6 protein-coding genes are annotated in these 7,092 nt (G+C 29.6%); 1 reads left to right on the forward strand and 5 read right to left on the reverse strand.

The window, feature by feature from the left end:
• Positions 1 to 399: 399 nt before the first annotated feature.
• Genes BM384_RS14010 through BM384_RS14020 form a run of 3 tightly spaced genes read right to left on the reverse strand, consistent with a single transcriptional unit; the run spans position 400 to position 4,534 of the window.
• A complete protein-coding gene (locus tag BM384_RS14010; RefSeq protein ID WP_090014498.1) occupies positions 400 to 2,322 on the reverse strand; it encodes an ABC transporter ATP-binding protein in 1,923 nt (640 codons plus the stop codon).
• Positions 2,297 to 4,048: an ABC transporter ATP-binding protein gene (locus tag BM384_RS14015; protein ID WP_090014500.1), complete on the reverse strand. Its 1,752-nt coding sequence runs from the start codon at positions 4,046 to 4,048 to the stop codon at positions 2,297 to 2,299. The genes BM384_RS14010 and BM384_RS14015 overlap by 26 nt, the downstream gene beginning before the upstream one ends.
• A 48-nt stretch (positions 4,049 to 4,096) precedes the next feature.
• A complete protein-coding gene (locus BM384_RS14020; protein ID WP_090014501.1) occupies positions 4,097 to 4,534 on the reverse strand; it encodes a MarR family winged helix-turn-helix transcriptional regulator in 438 nt (145 codons plus the stop codon).
• Positions 4,535 to 4,725: 191 nt separating this feature from the next.
• Between BM384_RS14020 and BM384_RS14025 the strand changes: the two genes are divergently transcribed.
• Positions 4,726 to 5,262, forward strand: coding sequence for a GNAT family N-acetyltransferase (locus BM384_RS14025; RefSeq protein WP_090014503.1), 537 nt, complete (start codon positions 4,726 to 4,728; stop codon positions 5,260 to 5,262).
• Positions 5,263 to 5,370: 108 nt separating this feature from the next.
• On the opposite strand, the gene BM384_RS14030 is transcribed toward BM384_RS14025, so the two are convergent.
• Complete coding sequence (locus tag BM384_RS14030; protein ID WP_090014505.1) at positions 5,371 to 5,529, reverse strand: zinc-ribbon domain-containing protein; 159 nt, start codon at positions 5,527 to 5,529, stop codon at positions 5,371 to 5,373.
• Positions 5,530 to 6,237: 708 nt separating this feature from the next.
• Positions 6,238 to 6,798, reverse strand: coding sequence for a GNAT family N-acetyltransferase (locus tag BM384_RS14035; protein WP_175537397.1), 561 nt, complete (start codon positions 6,796 to 6,798; stop codon positions 6,238 to 6,240).
• Positions 6,799 to 7,092: the final 294 nt, after the last annotated feature.

Here is a 7,092-nt window from a genome sequence, read left to right on the forward strand (position 1 = left end):
ATGAGATAATATAAGGCTTCCCCAGTTAAGCTTGCCTGCCCCATATGAACACATCCATAAAAACTTATAAAGTAACTACCGAACTTTGGACTTTCCTACTTTTTGCAAGGTTATCCACTTTATAAGCCAATACTTGGTTTACTTGCGTTATGTTCCATATGTCCTCTAGCGCTTCCTTCATACCTTATCGTTGCCAATAACGCACTTGCATTCGAGTTGTCTTCCTATCGGGACGGCGACGCAGGCTTCTTTCAGCCTGCCGGCTCAGCAAACATGCTGGGCGAACAAAAAACTGATAGGTTATTCCCCATCAGTTTTTCTATTGCTAATCAATCATACTTAGTTATTCAATATTAATTATAAGCTTATTAACAACCAATATTTAATTAAAACAGAATACTATGAAAGTTCAAAAGCTCCTGTATAAAGTTGATAATATTTTCCTTTTTCCTTAATTAAGCTTTTATGATTTCCTCTTTCAATAATATTTCCATCTTCTAGCACCATAATGACATCTGAATTTTTAACAGTTGAAAGTCTATGAGCAATTACAAAAACAGTTCTTCCCTCCATAAGCTTATCCATACCTTCCTGAACAATAGCTTCTGTTCTTGTATCAATACTTGAAGTTGCTTCATCAAGTATTAAAACTGGCGGATCTAAGATTGCTGCTCTTGCAATAGCTAAAAGCTGTCTTTGTCCTTGTGAAAGATTAGCTCCATCTCCTGTAATCATAGTATCATAGCCCTTTGGAAGATGCTTTATGAAAATATCAGCATTAGCAAGTTTTCCTGCACTTATTACCTCTTCATCTGTAGCATCAAGCTTTCCATATCTAATATTGTCAGCAATAGTTCCTGTAAATAGATGAGTATCTTGAAGAACTATTCCAAGGGATCTTCTAAGATCAGGCTTTTTAATTTTATTGATATTAATTCCATCATATCTTATCTTTCCATCCTGAATATCATAGAATCTATTAATAAGATTAGTTATAGTAGTTTTACCTGCTCCTGTAGATCCAACAAAGGCTATCTTTTGACCTTCTTTTGCAAACATGTGGATGTTATGAAGAACTATCTTTTTATCATTGTATCCAAAGTCAATATCATCAAAAACTACATTTCCCTGCATCTTTGTATAAGTTAAACTTCCATCTCCATGAGGATGCTTCCAAGCCCATACTCCTGTATGCTCTTCTACTTCTTTAATATTTCCTTCTTCATCAATTTCAGCATTAACTAAAGAAACATATCCTTCATCAGTTTCTACCTTTTCATCAAGAAGCTTAAATATTCTTTCAGCACCAGCAAGGGCCATAACTATAAAGTTTATTTGCTGAGACATTTGATTTACTGTTTGTGAAAAAGTTCTTGTAAGCTGCAAGAAAGAAGCAATGCATCCAAGAGTAAATCCTCCAATACCATTTATAGCAAGAACTGATCCAAAAACTGCAATTAAAACATAATTTATATATCCTAAGTTACCCATTATAGGCATTAAAATATTAGCATATTTATTAGCATTATCTGCACTATGGAATAAGGCATCATTAACTTCATCAAACTTTTTCTTAGATTCTTCTTCATGACAAAATACTTTTACAACCTTTTGTCCCTCTATCATTTCTTCAATAAAACCATTAAGCTTTCCTAAATCTCTTTGCTGCATTCCAAAGTATTTACCACTTTTTCCTCCAATGTACTTTGTAACTTTAGAGATTATAATAACCATAAATACTTCTACAATAGTTAATGGAATACTTAAAGCAATCATGGAAATAAAAACACTTACTACTGTAATAATAGCTGAAAAAAGCTGTGGCAAACTCTGACTTATCATTTGTCTTAAGGTATCTGTATCATTTGTATATAAACTCATAATATCTCCATGAGCATGAGTATCAAAAAACTTTACTGGAAGATACTCCATGTGAGTAAACATATCATCTCTTATTTTCTTTAGAGAACCTTGGGATACAAAAATCATAATATAACTAAATAAATAAGCAGAACCTACACCTATTAAATAAATAACTGCCATATATAAAAGTGCCTTAATTAATGGACCAAAATCAGGGCTCGCCTGTCCATGCATTGGAACAATATAATCATCAATAAGACTTTTTAAAAATAAAGTTCCAACTACATTGGCAAGGGCACTAATAATGATACAGATAAATACAATAAAAAGCTGTGTTTTATAACTGTCTATTACATACTTTAATAATCTTTTTATAGTTTCCTTACTGTCCTTAAATTTAAAAGCTCCAACTGGTGCTCTTCCCCTTGGATCTCTAGGCGTCCCTTTTGCTGCACTCATCTTCCTTTGCCCCCTTTTCTTGTGAATAATATACTTCCTGATAGATTTTATTACTCTTTAAAAGTTCTTCATGATTTCCAAAGCCATCAATTACACCATCATTTAATACTATTATTTTGTCTGCATCCATAACTGATGAAATACGCTGAGCAATAATAATCTTAGTTGTATCTGGAATATCTTCTTTAAATGCCTTTCTAATTAAAGCATCAGTTTTAGTATCAACAGCACTAGTTGAATCATCTAATATTAAAATTTTAGGCTTCTTTAAAAGCGCTCTTGCAATACATAATCTTTGCTTTTGACCTCCTGATACATTACTTCCACCCTGTTCAATAAAGGTATCATATTTATCAGGGAACTTTTCTACAAATTCTGAAGATTGCGATGACTTACATGCATTAATTACTTCTTCATCTGTTGCCTCTTTATCTCCCCATCTTAAGTTTTCTTTAATAGTTCCTGAGAATAATACATTCTTTTGAAGAACCATAGAAACATCATTTCTTAAGGATTCAATATCGTAATCTCTTACATCTATATCTGAAACCTTTACACTTCCTGATGTAACATCATAAAGTCTTGGAATAAGCTGTACAAGACTGGATTTAGCACTTCCTGTACCTCCTATAATTCCTATAGTTTCTCCTGAATTAATTGTAAGATTTATATTTTGTAAATTTAATTTATTTTCATCCTTTGCATAGCTGAAGTTAACATCTTTAAATTCAATCTTACCATTCTTAACTTCTTTAATAGCCTTTTCATTATTTGTAAGGTCACTTTCCTCTTCAATTACTTCTAAAATTCTTTCTGCTGAAGATCTAGCCATAATAACCATAATCATCATCATAGAAAGAATCATTAAACTCATTAATATGTTAGTTGAATAAGTGAAAAGACTCATAAGTTCTCCAGTTGTCATATCTCCCTTAACAATCATCTTAGCTCCAAACCAAGATAAAAGCATTATACATGCATACATAGTAAACTGCATAAGAGGCATATTACATACAACTATTTTTTCTGCCTTTAAAAAGAAATCATAAACAACCTTTGAAGCTTTATGAAATTTATTAACTTCGTAATCTTCACGTACATAAGCTTTAACAACTCTCATAGCATTAAGATTTTCCTGTACGCTGCCATTTAATTCATCATACTTTTCAAATACACTTTTAAAGTATGGATGAGCCTTTGTCATAAAATAATAAAGAGCAAAACCTAAAAATATAATTGCTCCAACAAATATTAAAGCCATTTTTGCATTTATATAAAAACACATAAAAATAGCTGAGAACATCATAATAGGTGCTCTTGCAAATCCTCTAATAAGCATTTGAAATGCATTTTGCACATTTGTAACATCTGTTGTAAGTCTTGTTATAAGTCCTGCTGTTGAATACTTATCAATATTAGAAAAAGAATAATCCTGAATTTTATAATACATTTCTTTTCTTATATTTCTTGCAAACCCTGCTGAGGCCCTTGCTCCATATATACCTGAAGAAACTCCAAATGCAAGAGATGCAAAAGAAACTAAAAGCATTATTAGTCCAACCTTTGTTACATAAGCAATATCACCATTTGCAACTCCAACATCAATAATTTTAGCCATAAGAAGTGGAATAATAACTTCTGCAAATACTTCTAAAGCAACTAATAGCGGCGTTAAAATAGTATCTTTTTTAAATTCACCTATATAACGCGAAATCTTTTTTATCATAAAATGCCCCCTTTTCTTTATGTTAGATTTCTAACTAATATTTATTTATTAATTATCTATTTTAGATGATAATCTGTTTATAATATCTAAAAAGAAATTTAACTCAGCACTACTTAAAGAATCCTCTAAAGATTCCTCAATTTTGTAAATAGAATTTCTTATTAACTTACACATCTCTACACCTTCTGTAGTTAATTCAATCTTCTTAAGCCTTGCATCTTTTTCACAGCTCTTTCTTTCAATAAACTTATTTTCTTCTAATTTATCTAATACACTACTTACTGAGGATCTTCTTATTCCAAAGTTTTCTTCTATATCCTTTTGAAATATATCCTTTGTGCATTCCTTTGTTTGGTAAAAAAGATAACTGATGATTTTTGCCTGTATAGTGCTTATACTATACTCACTTATTTCTTTCCCGATAGCTCTATCAACTTGCCTTGCAAGACAAACTACCCTTTGGCCTATATACACTTCTTTATTCATCTTTCCTCCTTTATATATTAGTTAGATTCCTAACTAATTATAAATTCACAAAATTCCTATGTCAATATATTGAATTTTTAACTTGTTCTAATTAATTTGTAAATATCAACAGTGTCTTTTATGGTATATTTAAACAAAAATTATATATTATCTGTTACAATAGAAAGATATATTAGAAAGGAGAAAGTATTATGATTTTAAAAACAGAACGTCTTATTTTACGTCCTTGGAGAGAAGAGGATTCAAAGGATTTATATGAGCATGCTAAAAACCCAAATGTCGGTCCCACAGCAGGCTTTCCTCCACATAAAAATGTAGAAGAAAGTCTTGAAGTTATTAAAAATGTTTTAAGTAAAAATATTAACTATGCTATTATCCTTAAAGAAACAAATAAAGCAATTGGTAGCATTGGAATTTTGATAGGTAAAAAAAGTAGCTTAGCTAAAAATAATGAGGAAGGAGAAATTGGATACTGGATTGCTGAAACCTACTGGGGACAAGGGTTAATGCCTGAAGCTGTTAAAGAAATAATAAGATATGCATTCCAGGATTTGAAACTTCTTACCTTATGGTGTGGTTACTATGAAGGAAATAAAAAATCTAAAAGAGTTCAAGATAAGTGTGGCTTTAAATACGATCATACAGAAAAAGATAAACTTGTTCCTCTACTTAATGAAAGAAGAAATGAAATTACTACAAAATTAACGAAAATAGAATGGATTAAATAAGGACTTACATCATAGAAAATTTGTAATAAATAGATACCACTATCAAAAAATTTTATACTTTTATATATCAAAAAAAGCTACAGAATACACTGTAGCTTTAAAATTCAATTATCTTCTATTGTTTTGTGCAGCCTTCTTAGCTTTTCTACAAGCTGGGCATCTAACTGGATCGTTATCGAATCCTTTTTCTTTGTAGAATTCCTGTTCTCCTACTGTGAATACGAATTCTTCTCCACAATCTTTACATACTACAGTCTTATCTGTCATATTTAATTCCTCCTAATTTTAAAAGACTAAAATATAAACGTCTCTAAAAATTAAGAGAATGTTATACTGTTATTAATCTTTCATATTTCATTTATAATTATATACTACTTCTATATCTTTTGCAAGTTTTTTTAATTGGTTTTAAAACCTTTTCAAAATTTACTTATCTTTTCCACATACATATATCTAAAATTTAATGATTATTTACTTAAATTTTTAATGTTTTTATATATGAAAAATATAGATATAATTTATTTGTAAATAAGAGTTAACTTATTTCTTATTCATTATGATAGTTACAAATTAAATATCTTAAGTTAGCAGTATTCCCATATATAATTAAGATAATTTATATAAATATTGTTTACAGCACGGCGTAAACAATATTATCATTCTCCCTAAATGTGAATTTAAACTGTTTTAGATCTTTTCAAATCAATAAAATTATCTTAAACTGCTATATATTAATTCTATCTATTCCTATAAATAGTGAATTAAATTTAAGATATTTTTTTTGTTATTATGTCTTAATTTTTTGATAAAAATCAAATTTCATTCCCACAATAAATTATGAAATACATTTTTAGTATACTAAAAGACCTTCTTTACCTTAAGATAAAGAAGGTCTTTTAATTTTACAATAATTTCACTTTTTAAGAATTTTGTCATTTCTCGCATATTTAAAAGCAGCTATAAAAATTTCATTAACTAACATTCTATTTCATCTTTTAAAATAGAATATACTTTAACATCAACATATCTTCCATTATTATCTTTACATCCAGCTCTTCTTATGCCTTCATACTGCATTCCTGCCTTAATCATTACCTTTCCTGATGCTATATTATCTATGTTATGATAAGCTTCTATCCTATTGAATCCTACTTTTTTAAAAAGGTAATCTATAACAGCTTTTAGGGCCTCTGTCATAATTCCCTTATTCCAAAACTTCTTTCCAATACAATATCCAAGTGCTGCTTCCTCAATTGATTCATTAATTGAAACTACAGATATACAGCCAATAAGTTTTCCTGTATCTTTTAGTTCAATTCCCCACTGATAGTTGTCTTGCTTCTTATAATCCTCCAGCCACATACTAATAACCTTTTTACTTACTTCAATACTATTATGAGCAGGCCATGTTAGATTTTTAGTGACTTCCTTATCAGATGCCCAATTATAAAACATATCCTCTGCATCATTAATTTCTACTTTTCTAAGTACTAATCTTTCAGTAACAATTGTTTCTGTTCCATTAAAATTCATCATAAATACCCCCTTGTATAATCTAGTTGTAACATTTGATAGAAAACTATTTACTATTCTAACGAACATTACATGTCTAAATTGATATTAATTTTCTTATCTATTACTTTGCTTACGCCCCGATAGGGAAATACGCATTTCATAATTTAAAATAGTTTTTTATTTAAATTCCAAAAGGAATCTAACCAAATTTAATATAGTTTAGTATAATACTCCTGAATAGAAGATAGATGTACCCCCCCTGGGAGGTTTTAAAGAACCTATACCCGTAAAAAAGCGTATCATTCCATCAGGTAG

The sequence above is a fragment of the Clostridium sp. DSM 8431 genome (assembly GCF_900116755.1).
In the GTDB taxonomy this organism is placed as follows: Bacteria; Bacillota; Clostridia; order Clostridiales; family Clostridiaceae; genus Clostridium.